Here is a 26,351-nt window from a genome sequence, read left to right as displayed (position 1 = left end):
ATTTGCGTGATATAATGCTTATTATTATACACATATGTAAGCGCTTGCACAATGGATATTTTTTACTTTTCCATTCATTAATTGTAGATTTATGAATGGTTCTATTTTTGTCTTTTGTTGTGCCACGTTATAAGCTATACTAAAGTGTAATCTATTATTGCTTTAGGAGGACAGTTCTATGTTAAATAAAGTATGGTTTAGAACTGGGATTGCCTTAATAATCCTATTTATACTAATTAAATTAGTAATGGAAGTTCATTCCATCTTCATACCGTTTATCATTATTTTACAATCTGTACTTCTACCATTGTTATTAAGTGGTTTTTTATTCTATCTATGTCTTCCTTTTCAAAAGATTTTAGAGAAATATAATGTACCACGTTGGGGAAGTATCACAATTATCTTTATCGGGTTAATCATTGTTATCGGCATCATCGTCGGTATTGTAGGTCCAATGATTGTAGAACAAATTGATAATTTGATCCAACAAATCCCTATGTTACAAAATGAAGTACAAAATATTATCCAATTTTCATTAAACCAAATGGAACGCTTGCCGTCAGATGTTACGGAAAGAATCAATAAAGTTGTTGGCTCTATGGGTGATAACGTTGCTGATATTTTATCTAATTCATTAAGTTATATTACTTCTATTATTTCAACAATGTTCTTATTAATTATGGTTCCATTTTTCTTAATCTATATGTTAAAAGATCATGAGCGTTTTATACCATTTATTGCACGCATTTTTAAAGGTGAACGCAAAGTATTTGTTGTAGATTTATTGAAAGATTTAAACGAAACTGTAAAATCTTATATCCAAGGTCAAGTAACAGTAAGTTTAATTTTGGGACTAATCTTATATATCGGCTATTCTATTTTAGGTTTAAATTACACACTATTATTAGTAATGTTCGCGATTGTAGCAAATATGATCCCATTCCTAGGTCCTTGGATGGCGTTTGCACCAGCAGGTATTATCGCAATTATTCAAAGCCCTTCTACATTTATTTGGGTTTGTATCATTACATTAATTGCACAACAATTAGAAGGAAATGTCATAACACCTAACGTTATGGGTAAATCTTTAAATATTCACCCATTAACTATCATTGTAGTGATTTTAGCTGCAGGTAATTTAGGTGGCTTTATGCTAATACTTATTGCTGTACCATTATATGCAGTAATTAAATGTATTGTTAGAAATATTTTCAACTATAGACAAAAAATTATAGATAAAGCACAATCTACTGTGCATGATTAACGGATGGACTTAAATACCCAATCGTAAAATAAGAGGACTAATCCTTATATGGATTGGTCCTCTTTATTATCTTAGCCTCTTTTTATCATCAGTTCATATATAAAAAACGTTGGTGCATGCACCAACGTTTTACACTTTATTATTTTATTGCATGATAGCCGCTATCTACATGAATGTTTTCACCAGTAACACCACTTGCAAAATCACTTAATAAGTATGCAGCTGTTTTACCCACTTCTTCTTGAGTTACATTACGTTTTAACGGTGCGCGTTCTTCAATTTCTTTAAGAATAGTATTGAAACCGCCAACCCCTTTAGCACTTAATGTACGAATTGGACCTGCAGAGATAGCATTAACACGAATATTATCTTCACCCAAATCCGCTGCTAAGTAGCGTACATTAGCTTCTAAACTAGCTTTAGCTACTCCCATTACATTGTAATTAGGTACAGCATATTCGCCACCGATATACGTAGTAGCAACAATACTACCACCCTCAGTCATTAATTTTTTAGCTTCTCGAGCTACAATAGTTAATGAGTATGAACTAATATCTTGCGCTAATAAGAAACCATCTCTTGAGGTATCAGAAAAACGGCCACGTAAGTCTTCAACATTACCGAATGCGATAGAGTGATATACACCATCAATGTGTCCTACTTCTTCGCCAATTTTAGCAAATCCTGCAACGACATCTTCATCGTTTTGTACATCAACTTGATACATATGTGTTTCAGTTTGGTTTAATTGCTCAACTAGACGCTCCAATTCTTTTTTACTACGTTCTTTACGATATGTAAATACTAGTTTAGCACCTAATTCATCTAGCACTTTTGCCACACCAAAACCAATACTACGTTTATTCGCAATACCCATAATAACATACGTTTTATTTTCCAAATTAAACATTAGACTAACTCCTTTAATTTATATAAATTGATTTCACTTCAATGATTGTTTAGTACAATCCACATTATATTACTTAATTATACCAGTAATTATTTTAACATTGCTACATTTAACTGAACAATTAAATACATTAATTTAATTATTTAATTTGTATTATGTTAAGTAAGTCGCCTACTGGACATGGGCGTTGTTAATAATAAAATTCTAATTCTCGTTTTAATTCATCTACATATTCTTTAGAGCCAGTTACAATTAATCTATCACGATAACGTAATTGCGTATCACCATGAGGTACGATAGATTCATTATTACGAATAATTCTTACAAAAATAATATCGCCATCGAATGGGAAGTTACGTAATTGTATTTGATCATATTTATGATTCAACATCGCAATTTCGTATAATGAAGTTTCTACATTACTTAAGATATTTAACATATTAGGTGTTTCAATTAGACCTTTAAGCAAAATTTTATTACTTAAATAACTACTAAAGATTTCAATACCTTGTGCACGTAATTCTTGATCATCGGTATTACTTTCCAAACGACAAATAACACGTTCAACGCCTCGTTCTTTAGCCATTAACGCTACCTTTTTGTTAATATCATCGTCATTAGTAGAGCAGACAACGATATTTCTTTTGAACAAACCTAATCTATCTAACATGTCCGCTTCATAATCAGCAATTTCAATCATAGATATCTCATCAGCTAATTTACGTTTATCACTTAAATCTGTTCGATAGTACAATGAAACTTGGTATAACTGAGATGCTAAATTTTGAGCAATTGGTATCGTTAATTGGTTTTTCCCAATCATACTGACCTCAATTTTGCGTGTTGCTTCTTCAGGCATTGGGAACATTTTTTTAAATACGATCGGCACGAATACACATGTAATGACAGCACTTAAAATTAAAATGCCTGAAATTTCTGGTGTGATTGTTCCTAATTGTTCCGCAATTTTTGCCGAAGCAATAACCAATGATAATGTTGACGTTAATAAAAATGCTGTAGAAATCGTCGTTTTTTGATCAAACCAACGTCTTATATAAAAGACCGGAATTAATTTTGACACTAAAAAAGCTGCCATTAATAACGGAATAATAATTAACAGTGACGGTTCTTTTATTAAAGAAGGGATGTTTAAATCTACCCCAACCATTATAAAGAATATTGGTATGAAGAAACCGTAACCAAAGGAATCTAATTTTTCCACTAAATCTTCGTCTGGTTTTAACAAGGAAACAACGACACCGGCTAGAAACGCACCCAAAATATTTTCTGCACCAGCACCTTCTGCTAATGCTACTAATAATATGATTAGCGCAAATACTGCTCTAATACCGATTTGGGTAGTACCGTCCATTAACTTTTGTAAAAACTGCGCTTTCTTGAATACGCCACCGATTAAATAAAAGACAACTGTAAACACAACTAATGTGCTAATTAACCAAATAGAACCACTATGTGAAGCATGAATTGTGCCATATGCTGTTAATAAAATCATAGTAACCAAATCTGCTAAGACAGCAACGAGTAAGATAAACTGTCCAATAGTCGTTCTCATAATGTTCATTTCTTTTAATGTAGGTACAACGACGCCTAATGAGATTGTCGAAATAATAATAATCATTAACAAGACGTCATCTATCAATCCAAACCACTTAAAGAGATAGGCAAAGACAATCGAAATTATCATAATAAACATAAAGACAGTAACAGCCAATTGTAAATGTCCCGGCACTTTTTTCTTCTCATTTTTACTATTACTACCTTTTTTAGAATCTTTTTTAAAGGCAGTAAAGTCTATTTCTAATCCACTTAAAAACATTAAAAAGATAAATCCTAATGTCGACAAAATATTAAGCATAGCATCTCTTTCTACAAGATTCAGAAAAGAGTTACCAATCACAATACCCATAAGTATTTCAGCAACGACGACTGGAATAAAAGTAATATTAAGTCTGTTGACAATAATAGGTGTTAAAAATGCTGCTAAAACAACTATAACAAGTGATACAAATTCCATATTGCCTCCTATAATAAATAAGACATGAATGACGTCGCTAGGCCAAAGTAAATTAGCATACTTACGATATCATTAATTGTTGTAATAAACGGCCCACTAGCAACTGCCGGATCAATATTAAGTTTGTTCATAACTAGAGGTATCATTGAACCAACTAACGTTCCTACTGTCATCGCTATAGTTAAGCTACTTGCAACAATAAGCCCTAAAATAGGTTGTTGGTACAGGACAATAATAATCATTAATAGAATAGCAGCACATACTAAACCACTTAAAAATCCACTTCCAGTTTCTCGTAATGCCACTTTGAATTTACTTTGTTCATCAATTTCACCAGTTGATATATTACGTACTGAAACGGCTAACGATTGTGTACCAGAATTACCTGACATGCCACTAATAATTGGAATAAAAGCTGCTAATAGTGCAACTTGTGATAATGTGTCTTCAAATGAGCCTAATATTGTGGCAGTTATCATACCTAGAAATGTTAATATAATAAGCCAAGGCAAACGCTTTAAAGCAGTTTTAGTAACAGAATCATTCGTAGCATCGACGTCACTAACACCTGCTAAACGTGAGTAGTCTTCGCTTGCTTCTTCATCTATTACATCTAAAATATCATCAATGGTAATAATACCAAGAAGATGATCTTGATAATCGACAACCGGCATAGCTATAAAATCATAATCTCGCATTTTTTGTGCTACGTCTTCTTGGTCATCAGCTACATTTGCACTAATAACACGTTCACTCATAATATCTTCAATATATGCATCATTTTCAGCAATAATTAAATCCCTTAATGACAACACACCAACCAATTGTTTATCATCATTCACTGCGAAAATTACATAAATGGTTTCTGCGTCTGGAGCTTGTTCTTTAACGTGCATCAATGCTTCTTTCACTGGCATAGTAGCCTTTAACGAAATATATTCAGTAGTCATGATACCGCCGGCAGTGTCTTCTTCATAATGCAGCAATGCTTTTATTTCTTTGGCATCATCTTTATTCATTAAAGTTAAGAGGCTGACTATTTTTTGTTTTGATAAATTGTTCATTATGTCTACAGCATTATCATATGACATATCTTCTAACACATGACTGGCATAGGATGCATTCATCGTATCAAAAAGTGCTTCATACTCTTCTTCATCAATTTCTAATTGATCGAAAAAATTAGCTACTTCTTCTGGAGATAAGACTTCAAATATACGTTGTCGAATTTCATCCTCGCTATCTTCAAAATACTCACTTTGTTCATATGTATGCATTGTTAAAAATTCAGTTCTAAATTCATCTATATGATTTTGTAACAATAAATCATCAAGTAAAACTTTATTATATACGTTTTCATCATCTAGTGTGATTGTTTCATTCTCATTATTCATAGTCGACACCTCCAGAATATATTTAAAATTATAGCATATTATAAATAGTAGTAAGTTTATCTGTTTGATCTTCAATTGTAATGATTTGTTGCGTAATAGGATGCGTGAAGGAAACACGCATACATTGTAGTAGTTGATGATGATAACGGGATGTTATCCCCCCATATAACCCATCTCCTACTAGTGGATGACCTATATGCTGAAAGTGAACTCTAATTTGATGTGTCCTTCCAGTTAGTAACTTGACCTGACATAAACTAAAGTTGTCTGTAGAAGCTAAACATTTAAAATGTGTTTCTGCGTATTTACCAGTTGGATCTACCATCCTTTGAATAATACTGTCAGGATGCCTCTTTATCGGTGCTTTGATTATTCCATTATCCTGTACTTTACCCATACAAATACATAAATAACGCTTATCTATTTGCGTTTCAGACATTAAATGATGAATATACCCATGTTTCGTAAATATAACAATACCTGAAGTATTACGATCTAACCGTGTAACGATATGTGGCACATAGCGTGTGAAAGATTGCTGTAAATATGCAAGCACTTGTTCTACTAAACTTTGATGTAAGTGTTCTCTAGAAGGTGCAATATTTTGATTCGCTGATTTCGATACAATAAGAATATAATCATCTTCAAATAAAATAGTTAATGGTGAATGATAAGGCTGTAAATTGAAACTCGGTTGTTCCTGAGGCAAACAAACAACTAACTCATCACCTTCAGTTAATTTTTTTCTTACCGTTACATGCTCATTATTAACAACTAAAGCGCCATTATTTTTAATGGCGCTTATCGTCTTACGTGAGTATAAATGTCTGTGTAAAAAATCTTTCAGCATTTCATTACGAAAGATTCGGTAGACAAATTTCATCAAATATCGTCCTCACTAGAAATGAATGAATCATGCACTCTCTTCCAAAATGGAAATGGTCTAAATCTAGCAAATCGCACTTTTTCATTCGCAACTCGAAATTGAATGGCATTGACATTCTTATGTTTTATACTTACATGATCAATTGTTGTTAAAATAGTGTCATGGTTCACAGGTGTAATTAAACAAGTATGATGTTTAGGTAAGACTAATGGTGAACCTACTGTTCTAAATACTCTATTATTTATAGATGCAATTTCTGCTATTTGCATTGCCTCTAAAGATGGATGAATAAGTGCACCACCAAGTGCTTTATTATAAGCTGTTGAACCTGAAGGTGTAGATACACATAATCCATCACCTCTAAAACGTTCAAATTGCTTACCACGTATATTTACGTCCACAACTAATGTTGAACCATTTTCGGTTTTCATTGTCGCTTCATTTAACGCTAAATATCTTGTTTCATAACCATTGTCATTATATCGCACTATGATTTCTAACAATGGATATTCAATTACTTGGAATTGTGAATTATTAATTTCTATTATTAATTTTTCTACTTCATGTGGTAACCAATCTGCATAAAAGCCGAGATGCCCAGTATGTACCCCGACAAAAGCGCAACGTGATAACATATGACTATATTTATGAAATGCTTGAAGTAAGGTGCCATCTCCACCTACAGAAATTACAATTTCTGGGTTGTCTTCATCTTCTACCATATTAAAGTCTTCCATATGGTTTATCATTTTATGCTTTAAGGCATTAGATTTAGAATCGCCTTTAGATAATATTGTATAACGCATGGATATACACCTCACTAGTCATTGTTATGTTTTTTCGCTCGCTTTTTGGAATAATATTGTTGTGCCTCTTGAATCTCATCTTTAATTTCCGACATTTCTTCATCTAATAAAAATGCCGCTTCAGCCGCACGTTCAAGTCTATGTTGGATTTCAGGCGGATAATCACTATCATATTTATAACGCAATGTATGTTCAATCGTCGCCCAAAAATTCATCGCTAATGTACGGATTTGTATTTCAGCCAATATTCTTTTTTTACCTGACAGTGTTTCTATTGGATATTCTATAATCACGTGATATGAACGATAACCACTTTGCTTAGTATTACTAATATAATCACGTTCTTCAACAACATTAAAATCTTTACGTTGCCTTAGTAGATTAACCACAACATCAATATCATCCACAAACTGACACATCATACGTAAACCTGCTATATCATACATTTCTTCATGTAATCGATCAAAAGGGATATGTCGCTTATTCGCTTTGTCGATAATACTAGTCATAGGTTTAACCCTACCAGTGACAAATTCAATTGGTGATGCTTGTTCACCAACTTCGTATTGTTTACGTAAACCCTTTAACTTTATTTTTAATTCATCTACAGCTTGTTTATATGGAGCTAAAAACTGATCCCATTGATTCATTGCGTCTCACTCCGCTTCACTCTAATTCAAACGTGTCTTCAACTACTGAAACAAACTCCTTACCATAATTTGAATTACCCTTAATATTTTCTAATATGTAAGTTAGTTCGTTATTAAATTCTGTTAATTCTAACGTGTCATTAACTATTATTTTTTTACCTTTATTTTCGTGTAACATCGACCATGTTTCTTGTACAAAAATAAGGTATGTATAAGATTCCCCATTATCTAAAATATGTGCGAAGGCATGATTATCACTATCAACAAGCATTTGTCCTGCTTCTTGTAATCCTTCTATTGATTCTTCGGTATAGCAAAGAATGCTATCATCTGTAATTTTGATTTCGTTAACATAAATACGCATGCTTGTTCCTCCTTATTCTTCATTAGTTTAACATAATTTCCTATTACATAACACGTCACATGACTATTATGAAATCCAACTTTTTTAAAGATTTATTATGTATATATAGTATTATTTTTTCGGATTACTTTAAATCTACAACAAAATTTTGCATAATAAAAGCCGAGGAGTGAATTATTTTGGCTACAAATAATGAAATTGAATTCAAACAATTATTAACAGCAACACAATACGACAATTTAACAGATTTTTACTTTAAAAATGAGACACCATTTTCACAAACGAATCATTATATAGACACACCAGATTTTCAATTAAAAGCACAACGTTGTGCATTGCGCATTCGTGTAAAAGACCAACACAATGAAATGACGTTAAAAGTTCCAGCCGCAGTAGGATTATTAGAATATAACTTCGATACTACTGTACAACCTGAAATTAACGCACCACTACCTCCTTCTCAACTGCCTCAAGATATCAAAGACGTTTTATCGCAAATGCATATTGATATCGAATCACTAGTAATATTAGGTTCACTTACCACTGAACGTTTAGAACGAGAGATAGACAATAATCTATTAGTCCTAGATAAAAGTACTTACCTAAATACAACTGATTATGAATTAGAATATGAAGTCCAAGAGTATAACTCAGGTTTGGCACAATTTCATGCGTTATTAGCAGAACATGATATCGATGCTGTCACACCCGATAATAAAGTACAACGTTTCTTTAACCGTAAAGAAGAGTTGCAATAATAAACACGGACAATTCTCCTAAAAGTCGAATTACTTTCATATGTAAATATTCATGTTATATTATTAATATATAAATGAAATATGGTGATAACAATGACTCAAACACCTTATGAAATTATCGGTTCTGAAGCTTTATACAACATGATTGATCACTTTTATATGCTTGTAGCAAAAGACCAACGTATAAACCATTTATTTCCTGGAGATTTTGAAGAAACGAGCCGTAAACAAAAACAGTTTCTGACCCAATTTTTAGGTGGTCCAAGTCTCTATTCACAAGAGCACGGACATCCAATGCTTAAAAGACGTCATTTAGATTTTACTATCACGACATTCGAACGTGATGCTTGGCTAGAAAATATGGCTACTGCAATTACAGCAGCTCAGTTTCCTGCAGGTGTAGGTGATTATTTATATGAACGTCTACGTCTAACTGCTAATCATATGGTAAATTCCGAAAATTAATTGTAGGTGAAAACACATGACTGGAGAATTAAAAATGATACATGCTAATAGTCGTGAAGATGCCAATCTTTCACCTGTAAGTAAAATAGAAATTTATTCATTTTTCGATCCATTCAGTACAGATTGTTTCAAACTATCTGCAATTCTGTCTAAATTGCGCCTTGAATATAAGCAATATATCCGAATTAGACATATTCTAAACCCATCTTTAAGAGTTTTAACGAAATGCCAAGCTCAAAGTACTTCTGATTTAGATAATATTGCACTAGCTTATAAAGCAGCTGAATTACAAGGTAGATTGCGTGCAGAAAGGTTCATACACCTTGTACAAAATGAAATAATCACAAAAAAAGATATTATTACTGAGGGTATGGTCAATGATTGTATAAATAATGCTGGTATAGATTACGATGTGTTCAAAGAAGACTTACACAATAAAGTACTAAAAGAAAGCTTGCAAGTTGATTTACACATTGCACGAGAAATGGATATTACCGAAGCGCCTTCATTAGTATTCTTTAGCGAAGATGTACATGAAGAAGGCTTGAAAGTAGAGGGATTGTATCCTTATCATATTTATACTTATATCATAAATGAATTGATGGGCACATCAATAGAAAAAGAATTACCTCCAAAGTTAGAAGAATATATTCAACAACAACAACTCGTAACCAAAGAGGAACTCCTAACAATTTATGAATGGCCCGAAAAGGTATTAAATAAAGAACTTAAAAAATTAGCATTGCAACAAAAAATAGAAAAATTACGTGATCCAAAAGGAACATTTTGGAGAGCCAAATTATGAACCAAAAAAATCCCGCTAGCGTCCATAGCGCTTGCGGGATTTTTTTATATACAATTTTATTATTTTGCAAATACTGCAAAACGCTGTTGTACATAATGTGCATTAGCAATTTCATCGACAATCGCTATCGCAAAATCAGCATAGCTTACATAATCACCGATAACTTCATCGTTGCTTATACGATATTCTCCTGTACGGTTACCTTCGTATTGAAAGTCTGGAGCTGGACTTACGAATGTCCATTGTACATTAGATTGGTTTTTCAGCTCCTCTAATGTCTTGCCTTGTGCTTGAGCAGTAGCCTTAAATTGTTCTGGAAACTCTGGTGTATCTATTAATTTTATTTTATGATCAGCATCTACATACAAACTACCTGCACCACCTACGACAATAAAACGTGTGGGACTATTAGCTATTAAACTTGTCAAATGCGCTATCGCTTGACTATGTTCGTATTGTTTATGTGGGTCTGGTTGACCAAAGGCATTGACGATAACATCAAATGGCGCTACGTCATCTTGATTTAAGTCAAACAAATCTTTTTGAATTACTTGTGAAGCAATTGTTTTATTGTTATTTCTTACTATTGCTGACACATCAAATCCCCTGTTTATTGCTTCTTCAGTAATCAATTTACCGGCTTTCCCATTCGCTCCTACTACAGCTATTTTCATATGAACGCCTCCTACTTGTAACTATTTTAAATACAAGTTAAATATAAGACTTTTCTTAAAAGAAGTCAAAGAGAAATGCTTAAGTAGTAAAAAAAGACATAAAAAAACGCCGTGTCTGATTACACGGCGCTAAACAAAGGGGATGGGAGAAATTTCTCACTTCAAACAAAGGGGTATGTTTGTTATGTGATTAATTTCATGTACATAATATAACACGCCCTCCCCCCCTTTTCAACCATTTAAACTGAATAAATTAAATTTGTCACAAACTCGTCAAATTGAAAACGAATTCATTCATATTAAGCTTTCATAAGTTTTTCAAATGCATCTAATTTTTGTTCAAATACTTCACATGCTTGCTCAATTGGCTCTGGTGATGTCATATCAACACCCGCATTTTTTAGTATTTCAATTGGATAGTCGGAACTACCTTTTTTCAAGAACTCATTAATATAGCGTTCTACTGCGGGTTGCCCTTCTGTTAAAATTTGATGGCTTAAACTTTGGGCTGCACTATAACCAGTAGCATATTGATATACATAATAATTCATATAGAAATGAGGTATGCGTGACCATTCTTTACTAATATGTTCGTCAGTTTCTACTGCATCACCGAAGTATAGTTTATTCAATGCTGCATATTCTTCATTCATACGAGTTGCTGTTAAAGGTTCTCCCGCTTCTTCAATTTGGTGAATTTTATGTTCAAATTCAGCAAACATTGTTTGGCGGAATAATGTAGCACGGAAGCGCTCTAATTCTTGGTTGAGTAGTAATAAACGTCTATCGTCATCTAAATGTTTATCCATGTAATCACTCAATAATGCTTCATTACATGTCGATGCCACCTCTGCTACGAAAATAGTATAATCACTAGCGTTAGCAGGTTGATGCTTACGACTGAAATAACTGTGTACAGAATGGCCAAATTCATGAACAAGTGTATATAAATCAGAGACAGTATTTGACCAGTTGAGTAAAATAAACGGATTAGTCAAATGAGCACCAGAAGAATAACCACCAGAACGTTTGCCTTTATTTTCAAAAACGTCTACCCAGCGATTGTTCAAGCCTTCTCTTACTACATTCATATATTCTTCGCCCATTGGTTCCAATGCCTTTAACATCCATGACTTAGCTTCTTCATATGGCATATCAAATTTAACATCTTTTACCAACGGCGTATAAAGATCATACATTTTCATATCATCTAATTCTAATAATGATTTACGCAGTTCAGTATAACGATGTAATAGTGGTAAATATTTATGAACTGTTTTCACTAGGTTGTCATAAACTTCCTCTGGAATGTGATTATTACTTAAAGCTGCTTCTCTTGCTGTTTGATAATTATGTGAGCGCGCATTAAATATACTTGTTTTTACTTCGCCTGCTAAGGTTGCACTTAACGTATTATTATAGGCACCATATTTATTATATAAATTATTGTATGCTGATTGACGTAACACTCTATCATCCGACTCTAAACATTTAATAAATGTACCTTGTGTTAATGGATGTTTATTACCTTCACTATCAACAGCGTCTTCAAACTCTAAATCTGCATTACTAAACATACCATAGACATTATTCGGCGTAGATAAGGCATCTTGTGCTTGAGACAGTAATTTTTCCTTATCTGCACTTAACACGTGAGGGCGCTTTTCATTAATTAATTTCAAATCAAATGCAAATTGTTGTAAAGGTTCATACGCTTCAATATAACTTTGTATTTGTGCTTCATCTATTTGTAAAATTTCAGGCACTAAAAAGCTCCAACTAGCATTAAATTTAATAATGAGTTGGTGTGCTCTTGATTCTAAACCAGTGTATTTATCATTTGCAGTATCTTGATCTTGTTTTAAATGCGCATATACATACACTTTTTCCAATTTGGAACCAACTTCTTGTTCTAGAGCTAATGCTTGGTATAGTGTTTCAGCACTATCTGCTAAATGCCCTTTAAATTGTTCTTCTTGACCTAAATATGATTCAACCTCAGCGAATGCTGTTTCAAAAGCATCATCTGATTCAAATATTGTTGTTAAATCCCATGTATACTCAGGATATTTAGTTTCTTGTTCTTCTCTTGTTAATTGTTGACTCATAACTTTCTAAACCTCCTAGAAATCTAATTGTTATAATTTTCTCATGACACGTCTAATTTTGCACGTTATATTGTTTACTAGTTTTATAATGCTGAGCAAATCGATTTATCAAACGTTGTAACTCTTTTGTAGTATTAATATTTGGCGTAGCAAATGTACGTCTCTTTAAACTATTCACTACTTGTGTTACTTGAAAATTAGGTAGTTGTAATTCGTAAATATAACGTAATTGCCATAAAACAGGGTGGGTTTTTATTAATAGTTGCTCAGGATATACATAACCTAAATGCTTAGCTACCCATTGTTCTGTAAGTTGTAATTGATACATTAAACTTAATGTCGGTTCTAACACTGACTTCCTTTTGCGACAAAATTGCAAATACTTTAATATACTTTGCTCAGGGATTTTAGCAGTTGATACTCTTTGTTGCTCTGAACAGTTATTGAACGTAAATTGATTTAATTTATTATAGACCCCTTTAAACTTGTTATGACCGTACGCCATAATTTGTGTTATTACGTATAATCGTTCACTAGTTGCATGCCACGCAAATAATCTACGTAATTGAGGCTGAATACAAGCACTTTGAAAATCCGTTAATTTAAAATAGTTATACTTTACTGTAGGTAACAAAACTATCCAACAAACCATGTAACCAAGTGATTCATAGTTAGAAGTACGGCGTTGTAGTTCAACTAGCGTAATGTTGGAAAATTGTAGTTCCACTACTACTTTATTATTTAGTAATAAATCCGGTATTTGTGAACCTTGGCGTATTTGTGGTTCGATTTGCACCTCATAACCTAATAATTGTAAGTCTTGCGCTAAACGATATTTCGCTTTATAGTGTGTCAGCGTTTCCCCACTATGATTAGGTCGACAATTTCGTTTAATATGTGTGAAATGAGCTCTTTTAACTGTTCCTTGTCGTAATACCACTGTTTCAGCACAATGCGGACAAAAATAAGCACTACCTCTTTGTGCTTCATGTGCAGTTATCAATGATCCGTTATTTTGTTTAGCATAATACATTTTTTCACCTCATAAGGATACACGACACTACTCATCGAATTACTTTTAAAAGCAAAAAAATAAGCCATAAAACTATGGCTTATTTGTCTATACTGTATTTATTTTATTCTACTGTATCAGGAAAATAACGACGTACTTGAGAAGTCACGTTATGACTCATAATAATTTTCGCATAATCATTTAAATATACTTCTGACTTGTCTGTAGGATGTGCAAATTCTAACAATTGACTATAGCAATCATTAATAATTTCTTGCTCTACACTTTCATCGAAGTACATAGCATAATAATATTGATTATTAAGACTGAACAGTAAGTCTTCAAATTCATTGATAACGATATTATGTTGATGTGCATAACTAATTACTTCTTCAAAGTCATTGAATTTTACAATTACAGTACGAACATTTTGTTGTTTGTGTTCTTTTTGTTCTTGCTGATTACTAGTTGATTGTTGTGCTTTTTGTTCAAGCAATTCTTCTAGGCTGTCATCTTGGTCAAACGTTTGTGATAAAATATCGCTTACTTGATAATCTAATTGCTCATTGGCTTCATCGTCAGACATATTCATTAAATCTTCGTTTTTCGATTTAGAAATGGTAACTTCTACGCCTTTTTCAAAAGCATGAACTTGAATCCATAATGGACCTTCTACGACAAAATCTTCTTCTTCATTTACTTCTTCCATCATATTCCAAAAGAATTCTTCGCCACGCTTACGATTAGTCCATAAATCTTCGCGTTTAAATCCTCTAGCTTCAATGTCACTATAAGTTATAAATAACTTCACTGTTGTATCGTCAACACGCTCTATTCTCATATCATCTCACTCCTTACAGTCGATGAATAGTAACCATATTGTATTAGAACGTAGTAAGAATTACAATCGTTTTGTTTGATTAAATTTTACTATCATCTATCGATTTCTTATAATAACACATACCCTACTATATACCAAAAAAACAGCACTTTTTTATAGCGCTGTTTTTTTGAATTTCACAATTCATTCACAATTTCTAATTTTTATAACGTTACTTCATTTAATGTATAATTAATCAACCATGCGTTGTGCTTCTTGCAATTGGAAAGTACGTACTTTACGTGGTAAGAAACGTCTGATTTCATCTTCGTTGTAACCTACTTGTAAACGTTTATCATCTAAAATGATAGGACGACGTAATAAGCCAGGATTATCTTGAATAATTGCATATAAATCTTGAAGTGGTAATGCGTCAATATCAACATTCAATTTTTGATATGTTTTTGAACGCGTAGAAATAATTTCATCTGTTCCATCTTCAGTCATTTTTAAAATTTGTTTAATTTCATCAATTGTTAGGTGCTCAGAAAAAATGTTTCGCTCCGTATACGGAATGTCATGTTCTTGTAACCATGCTTTCGCTTTACGGCAAGATGTGCAACTTGGTGAAGTAAATAATGTTACCATACATCTCACTCTCCTATTTTCATGAATAAAATTCATTGTTCACATTATTTATATGATTAAGAAGTTATTGTATCGTAATGATTTTTATCTTTCTTAACCTTACATACGTTAGTATACCCCTTCAACATTAAAATTAAATGAGAAATTCACAATTTTTCTAAAAACTTTTTAAAAATTCTCAAATCTCATGTGACCTTTAACACTAAATCTGGAGTATATATCTAGTTTAACATAACTTACAAATGATTAAAATACTGTTATAATGAATGCAAAGTTATTAATAAATTAGAAAGTAGGCATCACACAAATGGAAACATTATTTTCAGGTATCCAACCAAGTGGTATTCCAACCCTTGGGAATTACATTGGTGCATTAAAACAATTTGGCGAAGTTCAAGATGATTATGATTGTTTTTTCTGCATCGTAGATCAACATGCGATTACAGTTGCTCAAGACCGATTAAAATTACGCAAACAAATTAGACAACTCGCTGCAATATATCTTGCTTCAGGCATTGATCCGGAAAAATCAACGTTATTTATTCAATCAGAAGTTCCTGCGCATGTCCAAGCAAGTTGGATGTTAACTACAATTGCATCTATTGGTGAGTTAGAACGAATGACGCAATTTAAAGACAAAGCTCAAAAGCAAACTGAAGGTATTCCAGCAGGATTACTCACATATCCACCACTTATGGCAGCTGATATCGTTATTTATAATACGAATATTGTCCCTGTTGGCGATGATCAAAAACAACATATTGAATTAACACGTAATTTAGTTGATCGTTTCAATACGCGCTTCAATGATATTTTAGTCAAACCAGAAATACGCATGCCAAAAGTTGGAGGTCGTGTAATGAGCTTACAGGACCCTACAAGAAAAATGAGTAAAAGTGATGATAATCAGAAAAACTTTATCTCATTATTAGATGAGCCGAATGTAGCTGCTAAGAAAATTAAAAGTGCAGTAACTGACTCTGATGGTATTATTCAATTTGATCGAGAGAATAAACCGGGAATTTCTAACTTATTATCTATTTATTCTAGCCTTACTGATGAATCTGTCGACGCACTTGTTGAACGTTATAAAGATGCAGGTTATGGGACATTTAAAGTAGATTTATCAGAAGTAGTGAAACAATTCTTAACTGATTTCCAAGAGCGCTACAATGCCTTTTACAACTCAGACCAATTAGATGAAATTTTAGATGAAGGCCGTGACAAGGCTCAAAAAGCGTCGTTCAAAACATTGAAGAAAATGGAAAAAGCAATGGGCTTAGGACGTAAAAGATAAACCTATAGCAAAACAATAACGCCTGAAACATTAGTAATGTTTCAGGCGTTATTCCGTTATTAACTAGTTTATAAGAAGCGTTAAAAGTAATACGTTCTTAGATTAGACTATTTCTTTTCACCAGTTTCACGGTCAATACTTTTATCTATTTTGACATTTTTTAATGATGTATCCCCACCAATTTGGTGATATACCAATCCTTTAACTTGTGGATTTGTTAAATGTGCTTCACCTTGTTGATAAACAGGTGCAATTGGTGCATCATTTAATAAAATTTCCTCAGCTTTTTTCATTGCCGCATTACGCTCTTCCGGTTTTTTCAATAATTTCCCATTAGCGTCTTTTACTAACTGGTCATATTCCTTACTACCCCAACCTGTGTTATTTTGCCCATTACCTGTTGTCATAATACTTAAGTATGTTAATGGATCTGGATAGTCAGGTCCCCAACCGGAATAAGATGCTTCATAATTTTCAGTCTTTTCTCGATTGACACGCTGTTTAAACGGTAATTGTTTAATTTTCAAAGTTACTCCTGGAAGATTTTTTTCAACTTGTGCTTTAATATATTCTGCTGAAATCTTAGCGTCCGGAGTATCCTCTGTATTCATAGTGAATGTTAAGTTTTTAATGCCTAACTCTTTTTTCGCTTTGTCATAATGCTTTTGAGCTTCTTTTGGATCAAAGCTTAATGGAGAATCTATAGTTTTCGCAAAATCTTCACCGTTAGGTGTTTTGGCAGTTAAACTTGACGTGAAACCATCCATAGCTTTAGAACCATTATTTTTAACAGAATTCACATAACCTTCTTTATTTATAGCTTTAGCTATAGCTAATCGCATATCTTTATTTTTAAATGCAGGTACAGTTTGTTGATTCATTTTCATATAAAATGTACTTGCTTTTAATCGTTTTTGTAATCCTTCCTCATCTTCATACTTTTCTACTTGGTCTGCTGTAATTGATGTATCATCAACTGAACCTGTATCATATAGTGCTGATCCAGCTTGTTGATCTTTTAATACTTTATAATTAACTCTATCTAAATGTACTTTTTTGTTATCCCAATAATCATTATTTTTTTCTAATTCAATTTTGTCTTCAACTTTCCAATTTTTCACTTTAAATGGACCATTGTACACAGATTTTTCAGCAGTAGTACCATATTGTTCACCGTATTTTTTTACAGCTTTTTCATTTTGTGGCATAAAAATACCAAAAGCAAACAATTCATTTATATAAGGTATCGGTTTTGTTAATTCTACTTTTAACGTATAATCATCTACAGCTTTAACCCCTAATTCATCGACATCTTTTTTACCTAAATTAACTTCTTCTGCATTTTTAATATCATACATTATGTAAGCATACTCTGCAGCTGTATCCGGCTTAAGTGCTCGTTGCCAAGAATAAACAAAATCATGTGCTGTTACTTTATCTCCATTAGACCATTTAGCGTCTTTTCGTAATTTAATAGTTAATGTTTTGCCACCGTTACTTTCTTTAGGCAGCTCTTTTGCTACACCTGGAATGGCTTCATCTTTATCATTCAACGAATATAATCCTTCGTAAACTTGGTTGAAAATATCAAATGACACTGTGTCTGTGACCATTGCTGTGTCTAATGATGCCATATCTTGTGGTATTACTTTTCTAAATACTTGTCCTTTATCAGAATAAATACCTTCTGCACTACTACACCCAGCTAACACAACAGCAAGTGCAATCGTGATAATAAGTAATTTGAACTTCTTCATCTAACTCCCCCTCTCCCTGTTATTGTTGCGTTTGAGCGTTGTTATTTTTTAAAGTTTCTGCTTCTTCATCAGTGACAAAAACATAATGCTCGGGTGACACTTCTTGTAAAGTGCGTTCTTTATCTCGTGCTTCATCTGCTTTATATGTTATACGTTTACGTTGTTTTTCACTTTCTGGATCTGGTTGAGGCACAGCCGATAGTAATGATTGAGTGTATGGATGGAGGGGATTATTGTAAATTTCATCTGCCGTTCCTAGCTCCACAATTTTACCAAAATGCATTACCGCTATTCGGTCTGAGATATATTTCACCATAGATAAATCATGTGCAATGAATAAAAACGTAATGTCTTTTTCACGTTGTAGCTTTAACAAGATGTTAACTACTTGTGCTTGAATAGAGACATCTAGTGCCGATATTGGTTCATCGGCAATGATAAACTCTGGTTCAACTGCTAATGCACGAGCAATTCCGATACGCTGTCTTTGTCCCCCTGAAAATTCGTGTGGATAACGATTCGCATGTTCTTTACTTAAACCTACAGTTTCTAATAAATCATACACACGTTTTTTGCGATCTTTTGTACCAGAAGCTAATTTATGAATATCAATGCCTTCAGCGATAATATCCATAACTTTCAGTCTAGGATTTAATGATGCATAAGGGTCTTGGAAAATCATTTGAATTTTTTTGTTGAATTTCAAAGAATCTTTTCTGTTTTTTATTTTTTGAATATCTACACCCTCGTAGAGAATTTCACCATCAGTAATATCATTAAGTTTAATAATGGCTTTACCTGTTGTTGATTTACCACAACCAGATTCACCTACAAGTCCAAATGTTTCACCTTTGTATATATTAAAGGAAATATTTTCTATCGCTCGTACTTCATTACGTTTGCCCTCGTTAAAGTACTGTTTTAATTCTTTTACTTCTAACAGTGTTTCTTTATGATTGACCATTGAACGACACCCTTTCTACTTGTTTAGGCTTAGCGTAGTTATTTGGCATTTCACGCATGCGTTTTTGTACCATTGCTGGCGGTTCAACTTCTGGTGCACGTTCATCCAATAACCAAGATTTCACATAGTGCGTTGGTGAGACTTGGAACCATGGTGGTGCCTCTTTGAAATCAACATCTAATGCATACTGACTACGACTAGCAAACGAATCCCCTTTAGGCGGATGTAATAAGTCTGGAGGTGTTCCTGGAATAGCAATCAACTCTGTATCTGTACCTGTTGTTAAATCTGGCATAGATGATAATAATCCCCATGTATACGGATGTTTAGGATCATAAAATATTTCATTAACATCACCAGTTTCAATCATTTGTCCTCCATACATTACTGCTACACGATCTGCTATGTTTGCCACTACACCTAAATCATGGGTAATAAAAATAATAGACGTATCGATTTTATCTTGTAATGATTTCATTAAATCAAGTATTTGTGCTTGCATCGTTACATCTAAAGCCGTTGTTGGTTCATCTGCAATAAGTACTTTGGGTTCACATGCCAAGGCTGTAGCAATGACAATACGCTGTCTTTGTCCACCTGAGAATTGGTGTGGATACGCGTTAAATCGCTGTTGAGGATTTGGTAATCCAACTAATTCCAAAATTTCTATTGCTCGCTTTTTAGCATCTGCTTTATTGTAATTTTTATGTTTGATGAGCGGTTCCATAACTTGCTTACCAATTTTCATCGTTGGATTTAATGATGTCATCGGATCTTGGAATATCATCGAAATTTCTTTACCACGTAATTTAACTAATTCTTGTTCTGATTTTACACCAAGGTCTTCACCTAAAAAATTAATTTCCCCTTGTTTGATACGACCGGTATCACCCTGGAACAATTTTGTAATCGCTTTAGTAGTAACTGATTTCCCAGATCCAGATTCACCTACTATTGCTAATGTTTCACCTTTATTCAAATAAAAATCTACACCACGTACGGCTTGCACTTCCCCTGCATCAATATCAAAGGACACATGCAAATCTTTTACTTCTAAAATTCTTTCTGACATAAAAAACGCCTCCTTTGTTATTTACGCATTTTAGGGTCAAATGCATCTCTTAAACCATCACTAAATAGGTAGAAGAATAATATTAATAAACTTAACACTAATGCTGGTATGAATAATTCATGTGGATGAATTAGTAACATCGCACGACCATCATTAACGAGTGAACCTAGTGATGTTCTTGGTGCTGGTACACCAATACCGATAAAGCTTAAAAATGCCTCGAAGAAAATGGCATTTGGAACTGTGAACATTGAAGTAACTACAATAGCACCTAATGTATTCGGTAAAATATGTTTAAAAATTAATTTTAATTTTGATGACCCTAACGTACGAGAAGCCATGACAAATTCTTGCGTTTTTAGTTTTAAAAATTCTCCACGTACTACACGACTCATACCGATCCAACCAGTTATGGCCATCGCTAAAATAATCGTCCAAATGGAAGGTTCAAAAATTAATACGAACAAAATTACAACAATCAATGTTGGAATAGACGCGACAATTTCAATAATACGTTGCATCACATTGTCTACTCGACCGCCGAAGAAGCCGGATATTGCACCGTATACTACTCCGATAAAAATATCTAACAACGCGGCTACAACACCAATAAATAGTGATACTTGAGCGCCTTGCCAAGTTCTAGACCATAAGTCACGGCCTAATTGGTCTGTCCCAAACCAAAAGTTTTCTTTTACGCCGGCCTCTTTATATGCATCTACACCTTGTGCTCCTTCACCGTCAAAAGGCAAGAATGACAGTTGATCTAATACCGGAATTTTTGCTGGTAAATTACGTCGATCTACATCTTGTTCGGCATAATCATGTGAACTCATTAATGGACCAACTAACGCTAGTATCAAAATAATAATCAATCCTATCATGCCGACTACTGCTAATTTATTACGTTTTAATTGTGACCAAGCATCCTGCCAGAAGTTTTTACTCTCACGCTGCATCTCTGGCTCTTTAGCAATATCATTATTACTTTTAACAAAGTCCTCGGCCATAACACCACTTGTAGTATTAGCCATTACTGCATTGGAAGCATCATCAGTTAAAAATTCATCTCTTTTATCTGTCATTATTTCTTACCTCCTTGCACACGAATACGTGGATCTATCACACCGTATAAAATATCTACAATAAAGATAGAAACAATAAACAGTGTACTAAATAAAATAGTGGTCGCCATAATAACTGGGAAGTCATTTGTTGTAATTGATCGTACAAATTGATCCCCTAAACCTGGTACACCGAAAATATTTTCAATTGTCAATGTTCCTGTTAATATACTGGCAAGCATTGGCACAATAATCGTAATTACTGGTATTAATGCATTACGTAATGCATGTCCAAATAATACGCGCATTGTCGAATTACCTTTAGCTCTCGCCATTAATATATAGTCCGAACTTAACACTTCTATCATTTCCGCTCTTATGTATCTCGTTACGGTTGCTAATACAGCTGCCGAAAGTGCTAATGATGGCAATACAGCTGTAGAAATACCTTCCCAACCTGCAACTGGGAATATTTGTAATCGTACTGCGAATACGTACTGCAGTAATACTGCTAAAACGAATGATGGTACCGAAACTGCAATAACTGAAATAACGGTGGCAGTATAATCAACCCATGTATTTTGTTTAACTGCTGCAATAACCCCTAGTATCAATCCTAAAATTACTCCTATAACCATAGCTGCAATACCCATTTCTAACGATGGCAATAAGCGTGGTTGAATTAATTCCCACACAGGTTGATTATCATATTGGAAAGAATTTCCAAAATCACCAGTAACTACATTTTTTAAATAGTTACCGTATTGCACTGGTATCGAATCATTCAAACCGTACTTCTCGTTTAATAATTCTTTTTGTGACTCATTTAACTTTTCATCATTAAATGGTGATCCAGGCATCAATTTCATTAAGAAAAAGGTAATCGTTATAATAATAAATAACGATAGAAACATATAACCTAATCTTTTTAAAATGTATTTAAGCATAGCTCATCCCCCTTAAATGTTCAAAATTAACATTCCTTTCAAAATTTTCAGAAATATTATACATATTATATAGTTAATTTACGTATTAATCAATATAGTTTCGCTTCACATTATTAAAGGATAGCATTATTATTTTTATATTAATTGAGTGATTTTAATATATTAAAGCGTTAGCATATTAATATTTTGTTTTTTCAAATTTTCAGTTATAATTGTGGAAATGCTTATTTGGAGGATAATGAGTTATGCGCTTTTTTAAAAAAAGTATACTTTGGTTACTCGCAACACCTGTGTTAACACTTATATTTTCGCTCATTAGTGATTTCACTTTAACAAACTACATAAATATTTTGTTTATATTATCTAGCATTATCGCAATCCTATCTTTTGTAATGATTATTATTCAAGAAGGTGTTTTAGATCCTACAAGCTATGGATTTCGCCGTTTAACATATCAACTATCTACAAAAAAACGAAGACAATCTGTAGCAGACGATTCCTTTTTCAATCCTAAAAGCGCTAAAAAGGACCATTATGTTATCACATCTTGGATAAAATATGCCTGTGCTTGTAACATTATCTATTTTCTAATTAGTATTGCTTTAGCCTATATTATATAGTAACTACACAAAACGCTTCCTATTGCATTCAATAGGAAGCGTTACTTTATTTTGAATTTAGTAAAATTAAACAACCGTAAAAACCTCCATTATAAAAAGGTTTTTACGGTTTAAAGTTATGATACTAATGTGTGTTATATAGATTAATCAGCAAACTTTTTCAAAATAATTACTGCATTATGTCCGCCGAAACCTAAACTGTTACTCATAGCATAAGTAATGTCTAAATCTTGAGCTTCATTAGGTACAAAATCTAAGTCACACTCTGGGTCAGGTGTAACTGCATGGATTGTTGGTGCTACACGTCCTTCTTTAATAGATAATGCTGAGAAGATAGCTTCTATACCACCAGTAGCACCTAATAAGTGTCCTGTCATAGATTTTGTAGAACTTACTTTCAATGAATGAGCGGCGTCACCGAAAGTATTTTTGATAGCTTGCACTTCTGTTAAGTCACCTACAGACGTACTTGTACCATGTGCATTTAAATATTGAATGTCTTGTGCTTCAATACCAGCATCTTTAATTGCTGCTTGCATAGCACGAGAACCACCTTCACCTTCAGGTGCTGGTGCTGTAATATGATATGCATCACCAGTTGAACCATAGCCAACAATTTCGGCATAAATTTCTGCGCCACGCGCTTGTGCAGACTCTAATGATTCAAGCACTACTATTCCTGCGCCTTCACCCATAACAAAACCATCGCGGCCAATTTGGAATGGGCGACAAGCAGTTTCAGGATCGTCGTTTGTTGAAAGTGCTCTACTTGCACTGAATCCTGCAATCGACATATCAGTAATTGGTGCCTCTGTACCACCAGTTATCATCGCATCTGCATCACCACGTTGTATGATTTTGAATGCTTCACCAATTGAGTTCGTCCCTGTCGCACAGGCAGTTACAGTTGAACCATTCGGCCCCTTAGCTCCTAAGTCTATAGAGACTTGACCTGTTGCCATATCTGGAATTAACATTGGTACGAAGAAAGGACTAACACGTCGTGGACCTTTATTTAATAAAGTATTGTGGGCATTTTCAAATGTTTCCATACCTCCGATACCTGCACCAATCCATACACCAATTTTATCAGCTGTACTTTCGTTGATTTCAAATTTCGCATCTGCAACTGCTTCTCTTGCAGCCACGACTGCATATTGCGTAAAACGATCCATTCGTCTTGCTTCTTTTTTGTCAATATAGTCCTCAATATTAAAATCTTTTAGCTCACCTGCTAAATGTACATTATATGGTTCAGTATCAATACGTGTAATTTTGTCAATTCCACTTACTCCATTTAATGCATTTTTCCATGATGTTTTCGCATCATTACCGATTGGTGATAAAGCACCAATACCCGTAATAACCACACGTTGTTCTTTGCTCATAAATTGACCTCCTATTTACCCCATTTTAATGTAATGGCACCCCATGTAAGGCCGCCGCCAAATCCAACAAATACTAATACATCATCATCTTTAATTCTATTATTTTCTAGTTCTTGAGCAATACTTAAAGGAATGGATGCTGCAGAAGTATTACCAAATTTATCTACTGATACACTCATTTTTTCTTTTGGAATGCCTAAACGTTCACGCGCAGATTCCATAATACGGATATTTGCTTGGTGTGGAATAAACATATCTACATCCTCAGATTGTAAACCAGCTTTTTCTACCGCTCTATTGGAAGCTTCACCCATGATGCGGACCGCAAATTTAAACACTTCACGTCCGTTCATAAATATTTTACCATTATCTGGGTTTAAGTATAAATATTCTCCACCTGAACCGTCTGAGCCAAGCTCATAACTTAAAATACCTCGACCTTCAGATACCTCACTAACAACAGCAGCACCAGCACCGTCGCCAAATAAGATAGCCGTTGAACGGTCAGTCATATCTGTAATTTTAGATAATTTATCTACACCTACAACCAAGATGTTTTTATAATCACCTGATTGTACGAATTGTTTTGCATTAATTAGTCCATACATAAAGCCACTACAAGCAGCTAATTGATCCATTGATGCTACTTTACTAATACCTAGTCTGTTTTGTAACATGTTACCTACTGTTGGAAACGGATATTCTCCAGTTGAAGTAGCAACTATGATCATATCAATGTCATTTGCTTCTATTCCAGCATCCTCAATTGCTTTGACGCTGGCTTTATAAGCTAAATCAGTAGTATCTTCATCTTCTCCAGCCCATCTTCTTTCTTTTATACCAGTCATTTTAGATATCCATTCATCTGAAGTTTCTAAAAAAGACTCGAAATAGGCATTGTCCACTACGTTTTCTGGCGCATATGCACCGAAACCTTTGATACCCACATTCATGGTTGTACACCTTCTTAATATATATTTAATACCAGGTATTAATTTAACATATTTTTTTAGTTAAATACAAGAACTAGCGCAGTGGTTTAAGTTAATATACACATTTTATTATTAATCACACTTCCCATCGTCACAAAATCAAAACAATTGTAATCGATTTCTACTATACAAAATATAACCTTTTCCTTATAATGAAGATATATACAGATTAATTGGAGGCATCATACTATGAAATACCTCGCAGTATTATTTTGGGCTATTTTGTTACTCGAAATGGTTAACTTTGTATTGAACAGCTTAGAGGGCGGTGGTCCATTGAACTTAATTACACCAATCGTTGCAGCAGTTATCTTCACAATTATTGTTGTATTATTCGACATGACAATGAAGCCACTAAAAAAAGATACGAGTCAACAATAGACATTTAAAAAATAAAAACAAGCCAATGCACAAGAAGTGCATTGGCTTGTTTTTTTAATGTAGCTAGGACATAAATCCCCATTTTCAAATAAGAGGGGCTGGGACAATATTGATTCCTCCCAGTCTCTTTTCATATTGGCAGTAGCTGACTGCATTGAAAATGCGCTTTAAACCAAGCTTTTTTCAACGCTAGTCATCCTTGCCGGGGTGGGACGACGAAATCATTTTTCCAAAATCAGATTTCTATCCCACTCCATATTTTATTCAAAA

General features: G+C 33.5%; 26 protein-coding genes. 7 read left to right on the top strand and 19 right to left on the bottom strand.

Annotated features, from left to right (window positions below):
• The first annotated feature begins 178 nt into the window (after nucleotides 1-178).
• A complete protein-coding gene (cozEa, locus tag CD036_RS05405) occupies nucleotides 179-1,264 on the top strand; it encodes a lipoteichoic acid biosynthesis protein CozEa (RefSeq protein WP_002510153.1) in 1,086 nt (361 codons plus the stop codon).
• Nucleotides 1,265-1,403: 139 nt separating this feature from the next.
• On the opposite strand, the gene fabI is transcribed toward cozEa, so the two are convergent.
• The 7 genes from fabI to CD036_RS05370 form a co-directional block, all read right to left on the bottom strand.
• Nucleotides 1,404-2,174 carry an enoyl-ACP reductase FabI gene (fabI, locus tag CD036_RS05400; protein WP_002510154.1) on the bottom strand — a complete coding sequence of 257 codons (771 nt, stop codon included), beginning with the start codon at nucleotides 2,172-2,174 and terminating at the stop codon, nucleotides 1,404-1,406.
• A 190-nt stretch (nucleotides 2,175-2,364) separates the two neighbouring features.
• A complete protein-coding gene (locus CD036_RS05395) occupies nucleotides 2,365-4,209 on the bottom strand; it encodes a monovalent cation:proton antiporter family protein (RefSeq protein ID WP_002510155.1) in 1,845 nt (614 codons plus the stop codon).
• Nucleotides 4,210-4,217: 8 nt separating this feature from the next.
• Complete coding sequence (mgtE, locus tag CD036_RS05390) at nucleotides 4,218-5,603, bottom strand: magnesium transporter (protein ID WP_002510156.1); 1,386 nt, start codon at nucleotides 5,601-5,603, stop codon at nucleotides 4,218-4,220.
• A gap of 28 nt (nucleotides 5,604-5,631) precedes the next feature.
• On the bottom strand, nucleotides 5,632-6,486 hold the full coding sequence (locus tag CD036_RS05385; RefSeq protein ID WP_002510157.1) for an RluA family pseudouridine synthase: 855 nt from the start codon (nucleotides 6,484-6,486) through the stop codon (nucleotides 5,632-5,634).
• The gene (locus CD036_RS05380) at nucleotides 6,486-7,295 is read right to left on the bottom strand and encodes an NAD kinase (protein WP_002510158.1); all 810 of its coding nucleotides are present in this window, start codon (nucleotides 7,293-7,295) and stop codon (nucleotides 6,486-6,488) included. Before CD036_RS05380 ends, CD036_RS05385 begins: the two co-directional genes overlap by 1 nt.
• Before the next feature lie 14 nt (nucleotides 7,296-7,309).
• Nucleotides 7,310-7,945: a GTP diphosphokinase gene (yjbM, locus tag CD036_RS05375; RefSeq protein WP_002510159.1), complete on the bottom strand. Its 636-nt coding sequence runs from the start codon at nucleotides 7,943-7,945 to the stop codon at nucleotides 7,310-7,312.
• A gap of 16 nt (nucleotides 7,946-7,961) precedes the next feature.
• On the bottom strand, nucleotides 7,962-8,309 hold the full coding sequence (locus CD036_RS05370; protein ID WP_002510160.1) for a UPF0738 family protein: 348 nt from the start codon (nucleotides 8,307-8,309) through the stop codon (nucleotides 7,962-7,964).
• A 179-nt stretch (nucleotides 8,310-8,488) separates the two neighbouring features.
• Between CD036_RS05370 and CD036_RS05365 the strand changes: the two genes are divergently transcribed.
• The 3 genes from CD036_RS05365 to yjbH all read left to right on the top strand — a co-directional run bounded on the left by CD036_RS05365 (nucleotide 8,489) and on the right by yjbH (nucleotide 10,337).
• Nucleotides 8,489-9,067, top strand: coding sequence for a CYTH domain-containing protein (locus CD036_RS05365; RefSeq protein ID WP_103388132.1), 579 nt, complete (start codon nucleotides 8,489-8,491; stop codon nucleotides 9,065-9,067).
• Between the two features lie 93 nt (nucleotides 9,068-9,160).
• Nucleotides 9,161-9,532, top strand: coding sequence for a truncated hemoglobin YjbI (locus tag CD036_RS05360; protein ID WP_002510162.1), 372 nt, complete (start codon nucleotides 9,161-9,163; stop codon nucleotides 9,530-9,532).
• Between the two features lie 16 nt (nucleotides 9,533-9,548).
• Nucleotides 9,549-10,337: a protease adaptor protein YjbH gene (yjbH, locus tag CD036_RS05355; protein ID WP_103388131.1), complete on the top strand. Its 789-nt coding sequence runs from the start codon at nucleotides 9,549-9,551 to the stop codon at nucleotides 10,335-10,337.
• A 59-nt stretch (nucleotides 10,338-10,396) separates the two neighbouring features.
• Here yjbH and CD036_RS05350 read toward each other — a convergent pair whose 3' ends face one another.
• The 5 genes from CD036_RS05350 to spxA form a co-directional block, all read right to left on the bottom strand.
• The gene (locus CD036_RS05350) at nucleotides 10,397-11,011 is read right to left on the bottom strand and encodes an NAD(P)-dependent oxidoreductase (protein WP_002510164.1); all 615 of its coding nucleotides are present in this window, start codon (nucleotides 11,009-11,011) and stop codon (nucleotides 10,397-10,399) included.
• Between the two features lie 299 nt (nucleotides 11,012-11,310).
• Complete coding sequence (gene pepF / locus CD036_RS05345) at nucleotides 11,311-13,119, bottom strand: oligoendopeptidase F (RefSeq protein ID WP_103388130.1); 1,809 nt, start codon at nucleotides 13,117-13,119, stop codon at nucleotides 11,311-11,313.
• 52 nt (nucleotides 13,120-13,171) lie between these two features.
• Nucleotides 13,172-14,152 (bottom strand): competence protein CoiA, encoded by a 981-nt coding sequence (locus CD036_RS05340; protein WP_103388129.1) that lies wholly within the window; start codon nucleotides 14,150-14,152, stop codon nucleotides 13,172-13,174.
• A gap of 103 nt (nucleotides 14,153-14,255) precedes the next feature.
• The gene (gene mecA, locus CD036_RS05335; protein ID WP_002510167.1) at nucleotides 14,256-14,972 is read right to left on the bottom strand and encodes an adaptor protein MecA; all 717 of its coding nucleotides are present in this window, start codon (nucleotides 14,970-14,972) and stop codon (nucleotides 14,256-14,258) included.
• 231 nt (nucleotides 14,973-15,203) lie between these two features.
• Nucleotides 15,204-15,599, bottom strand: coding sequence for a transcriptional regulator SpxA (gene spxA, locus CD036_RS05330; RefSeq protein WP_048792712.1), 396 nt, complete (start codon nucleotides 15,597-15,599; stop codon nucleotides 15,204-15,206).
• A 307-nt stretch (nucleotides 15,600-15,906) separates the two neighbouring features.
• Here spxA and trpS point away from each other — a divergent pair, with 307 nt between their 5' ends.
• Nucleotides 15,907-16,896, top strand: a complete 990-nt coding sequence (gene trpS, locus CD036_RS05325) for a tryptophan--tRNA ligase (protein WP_002510169.1) — start codon at nucleotides 15,907-15,909, stop codon at nucleotides 16,894-16,896.
• A gap of 107 nt (nucleotides 16,897-17,003) precedes the next feature.
• On the opposite strand, the gene CD036_RS05320 is transcribed toward trpS, so the two are convergent.
• Genes CD036_RS05320 through opp3b form a run of 5 tightly spaced genes read right to left on the bottom strand, consistent with a single transcriptional unit; the run spans nucleotide 17,004 to nucleotide 22,700 of the window.
• Nucleotides 17,004-18,653: a peptide ABC transporter substrate-binding protein gene (locus tag CD036_RS05320; RefSeq protein WP_103388128.1), complete on the bottom strand. Its 1,650-nt coding sequence runs from the start codon at nucleotides 18,651-18,653 to the stop codon at nucleotides 17,004-17,006.
• A gap of 19 nt (nucleotides 18,654-18,672) precedes the next feature.
• Entirely contained in the window at nucleotides 18,673-19,617 is a 945-nt protein-coding gene (locus CD036_RS05315; RefSeq protein ID WP_002510171.1) for an ABC transporter ATP-binding protein, read from the bottom strand.
• Nucleotides 19,604-20,689, bottom strand: coding sequence for an ABC transporter ATP-binding protein (locus tag CD036_RS05310; protein ID WP_103388127.1), 1,086 nt, complete (start codon nucleotides 20,687-20,689; stop codon nucleotides 19,604-19,606). The genes CD036_RS05315 and CD036_RS05310 overlap by 14 nt, the downstream gene beginning before the upstream one ends.
• Before the next feature lie 17 nt (nucleotides 20,690-20,706).
• Nucleotides 20,707-21,774, bottom strand: coding sequence for an oligopeptide ABC transporter permease (opp3C, locus tag CD036_RS05305; RefSeq protein ID WP_002510173.1), 1,068 nt, complete (start codon nucleotides 21,772-21,774; stop codon nucleotides 20,707-20,709).
• Complete coding sequence (opp3b, locus tag CD036_RS05300; protein WP_002510174.1) at nucleotides 21,774-22,700, bottom strand: oligopeptide ABC transporter permease; 927 nt, start codon at nucleotides 22,698-22,700, stop codon at nucleotides 21,774-21,776. Before opp3b ends, opp3C begins: the two co-directional genes overlap by 1 nt.
• Nucleotides 22,701-22,945: 245 nt before the next feature.
• On the opposite strand from opp3b, the gene CD036_RS05295 reads away from it, so the two are divergent.
• Nucleotides 22,946-23,320: a DUF3899 domain-containing protein gene (locus CD036_RS05295; protein WP_002510175.1), complete on the top strand. Its 375-nt coding sequence runs from the start codon at nucleotides 22,946-22,948 to the stop codon at nucleotides 23,318-23,320.
• 143 nt (nucleotides 23,321-23,463) lie between these two features.
• On the opposite strand, the gene fabF is transcribed toward CD036_RS05295, so the two are convergent.
• Nucleotides 23,464-24,708 carry a beta-ketoacyl-ACP synthase II gene (fabF, locus tag CD036_RS05290; RefSeq protein ID WP_103388126.1) on the bottom strand — a complete coding sequence of 415 codons (1,245 nt, stop codon included), beginning with the start codon at nucleotides 24,706-24,708 and terminating at the stop codon, nucleotides 23,464-23,466.
• An 11-nt stretch (nucleotides 24,709-24,719) separates the two neighbouring features.
• Nucleotides 24,720-25,661: a beta-ketoacyl-ACP synthase III gene (locus tag CD036_RS05285; protein ID WP_103388125.1), complete on the bottom strand. Its 942-nt coding sequence runs from the start codon at nucleotides 25,659-25,661 to the stop codon at nucleotides 24,720-24,722.
• Between the two features lie 228 nt (nucleotides 25,662-25,889).
• On the opposite strand from CD036_RS05285, the gene CD036_RS05280 reads away from it, so the two are divergent.
• Entirely contained in the window at nucleotides 25,890-26,081 is a 192-nt protein-coding gene (locus CD036_RS05280; RefSeq protein ID WP_103388124.1) for a YjzD family protein, read from the top strand.
• Nucleotides 26,082-26,351: the final 270 nt, after the last annotated feature.

Source organism: Staphylococcus arlettae, assembly GCF_002902345.1.
Classification (GTDB): Bacteria; Bacillota; Bacilli; order Staphylococcales; family Staphylococcaceae; genus Staphylococcus; species Staphylococcus arlettae.
Note: the sequence above shows the minus strand (reverse complement) of the source record. Positions and strands in the feature narration are given on the sequence as shown.

Coding starts and splice junctions, on each gene's coding strand:
- pepF (WP_103388130.1), bottom strand. CDS start 13,119: ATGAGTCAACAATTAACAAGAGAAGAACAAGAAACTAAATATCCTGAG.
- CD036_RS05360 (WP_002510162.1), top strand. CDS start 9,161: ATGACTCAAACACCTTATGAAATTATCGGTTCTGAAGCTTTATACAAC.
- CD036_RS05385 (WP_002510157.1), bottom strand. CDS start 6,486: ATGAAATTTGTCTACCGAATCTTTCGTAATGAAATGCTGAAAGATTTT.
- CD036_RS05370 (WP_002510160.1), bottom strand. CDS start 8,309: ATGCGTATTTATGTTAACGAAATCAAAATTACAGATGATAGCATTCTT.
- fabF (WP_103388126.1), bottom strand. CDS start 24,708: ATGAGCAAAGAACAACGTGTGGTTATTACGGGTATTGGTGCTTTATCA.
- CD036_RS05395 (WP_002510155.1), bottom strand. CDS start 4,209: ATGGAATTTGTATCACTTGTTATAGTTGTTTTAGCAGCATTTTTAACA.
- yjbM (WP_002510159.1), bottom strand. CDS start 7,945: ATGAATCAATGGGATCAGTTTTTAGCTCCATATAAACAAGCTGTAGAT.
- trpS (WP_002510169.1), top strand. CDS start 15,907: ATGGAAACATTATTTTCAGGTATCCAACCAAGTGGTATTCCAACCCTT.
- opp3C (WP_002510173.1), bottom strand. CDS start 21,774: ATGACAGATAAAAGAGATGAATTTTTAACTGATGATGCTTCCAATGCA.
- CD036_RS05340 (WP_103388129.1), bottom strand. CDS start 14,152: ATGTATTATGCTAAACAAAATAACGGATCATTGATAACTGCACATGAA.
- mgtE (WP_002510156.1), bottom strand. CDS start 5,603: ATGAATAATGAGAATGAAACAATCACACTAGATGATGAAAACGTATAT.
- CD036_RS05280 (WP_103388124.1), top strand. CDS start 25,890: ATGAAATACCTCGCAGTATTATTTTGGGCTATTTTGTTACTCGAAATG.
- CD036_RS05380 (WP_002510158.1), bottom strand. CDS start 7,295: ATGCGTTATACAATATTATCTAAAGGCGATTCTAAATCTAATGCCTTA.
- cozEa (WP_002510153.1), top strand. CDS start 179: ATGTTAAATAAAGTATGGTTTAGAACTGGGATTGCCTTAATAATCCTA.
- CD036_RS05320 (WP_103388128.1), bottom strand. CDS start 18,653: ATGAAGAAGTTCAAATTACTTATTATCACGATTGCACTTGCTGTTGTG.
- fabI (WP_002510154.1), bottom strand. CDS start 2,174: ATGTTTAATTTGGAAAATAAAACGTATGTTATTATGGGTATTGCGAAT.
- spxA (WP_048792712.1), bottom strand. CDS start 15,599: ATGGTAACATTATTTACTTCACCAAGTTGCACATCTTGCCGTAAAGCG.
- opp3b (WP_002510174.1), bottom strand. CDS start 22,700: ATGCTTAAATACATTTTAAAAAGATTAGGTTATATGTTTCTATCGTTA.
- CD036_RS05315 (WP_002510171.1), bottom strand. CDS start 19,617: ATGGTCAATCATAAAGAAACACTGTTAGAAGTAAAAGAATTAAAACAG.
- yjbH (WP_103388131.1), top strand. CDS start 9,549: ATGACTGGAGAATTAAAAATGATACATGCTAATAGTCGTGAAGATGCC.
- CD036_RS05285 (WP_103388125.1), bottom strand. CDS start 25,661: ATGAATGTGGGTATCAAAGGTTTCGGTGCATATGCGCCAGAAAACGTA.
- CD036_RS05350 (WP_002510164.1), bottom strand. CDS start 11,011: ATGAAAATAGCTGTAGTAGGAGCGAATGGGAAAGCCGGTAAATTGATT.
- CD036_RS05295 (WP_002510175.1), top strand. CDS start 22,946: ATGCGCTTTTTTAAAAAAAGTATACTTTGGTTACTCGCAACACCTGTG.
- mecA (WP_002510167.1), bottom strand. CDS start 14,972: ATGAGAATAGAGCGTGTTGACGATACAACAGTGAAGTTATTTATAACT.
- CD036_RS05310 (WP_103388127.1), bottom strand. CDS start 20,689: ATGTCAGAAAGAATTTTAGAAGTAAAAGATTTGCATGTGTCCTTTGAT.